Below are 1324 nucleotides of genomic sequence, written 5' to 3' on the forward strand. Positions count from 1 at the left end.
TTAAGATCCTGCCTCCACGCGAGGACCAGGAGAAGACCATGACGGAGTCGCCACCGGCCGGTTGGTATCCCGGTGCCGACGACTACCTGCGGTACTGGACCGGGTCCCGCTGGTCGGAGCACATCACCCGGGCGGACCGGGTGCTGCCGTCGCCGGACCCCTCGGCCCGGACCGCCTCCGGCACACCCCGGTCCGTCCTCGTCCGGACCCTGCTCACCGCAGTGATCGTGGGGACGCTGCTGATCCTCGCCAACCGGGCCACCGAGTTCGGGCTCGCCGCGCTGTCGTCGCCGACCCGCGGCTTCCTGCGCGACTGGGGCGCGCTCGGACTGCTCGCGCTCACGATGTTCCTGCCCGCGACCCGGGTCGGCTACCGCAAACGGGACTTCCTGCTGCTGCTCATCCCGCTCTACAACTACTTCCTGATCTGCCGGATCGTCTGGCGGACCACGTACCTGCCGTTCGCGGACTGGCTGCCACGCGACGAGGACGCTGCGAACTGGCGACAGGTCCCGCACCCTACGCTGCCGGGCGAGCTGCTGTACGCCCGAGTCCCGCGCGACTGACAAATCGACGATCGGGCAGTGATGCCCGACAATGCAGTGGTGCTGGGGACACTGACGGCAGGGCCTGATCCGGTGAATGCGGCCGGATTCATGGTGCTGATCGCGGTCTGCCTGCTGTTCGCCGTCAGCGTGGGGTACGCCTACGTCAAGGTCTGGCTGCGGCGGCTGCGCGGCGTCACCGGGTGGGCCACGGTCGTCCAACGCCGCGACCGCTACGAGGACGACCTCGTCATCCACCACGCCGAGGTGCGCATCGACGGCGGGCCGACCGTGCACCTGCGGCTCGACGACCGGCGGGAGGTCCCCGTCGCCGGTGATCGCATCCTGGTCCGCTACGACCGGCGCGATCCGGCCAACGTCGGCGAGGTCCGCCGTACGCCGGGCGCTTATCTCATCGCGGCCGCCGCAGAGGTGATCATGGTCTTCTTCACCGTCGGCTCGCTCGGCACCGTGCTGTTCCTCATCGCCGCGATGCTCGGCCGCTGACCGGCCGCCCCGCCGATGCGGGGCAGAAACATGTCCACTCAAGACATAGGATCACGGTTCGCGCTGATCCGCTGCGGCTCGACCGTCCCAGAACCTGCTTTCGGGGTTCCATGGATGTCGCAACATCGATAGTCTCGCGGATCGTGGGCGTAGGCGCCCTCCCCTACTCCCGGCAGGCGGCCGGCCTGCCGTGACCCGTACATCGTTCGTGAAAGGACGGGAACACCCTCGTGTCCGAAACCCCTCTGTGGCTGCAGGGCCGCACCGCCGTA

2 protein-coding genes are annotated in these 1324 nt (G+C 68.9%); both read left to right on the plus strand.

Features of this window, described 5'->3' with window-relative positions:
* Window positions 1-566: DUF2510 domain-containing protein (locus Cco03nite_RS41975; protein ID WP_203699627.1), on the plus strand; the 566-nt coding region annotated here is incomplete at its 5' end.
* 39 nt (window positions 567-605) lie between these two features.
* Window positions 606-1052, plus strand: coding sequence for a hypothetical protein (locus Cco03nite_RS41980; RefSeq protein ID WP_203699628.1), 447 nt, complete (start codon window positions 606-608; stop codon window positions 1050-1052).
* The last annotated feature ends 272 nt before the right edge of the window (window positions 1053-1324 follow it).

It is taken from the genome of Catellatospora coxensis, assembly GCF_016862635.1.
Classification (GTDB): domain Bacteria; phylum Actinomycetota; class Actinomycetes; order Mycobacteriales; family Micromonosporaceae; genus Catellatospora; species Catellatospora coxensis.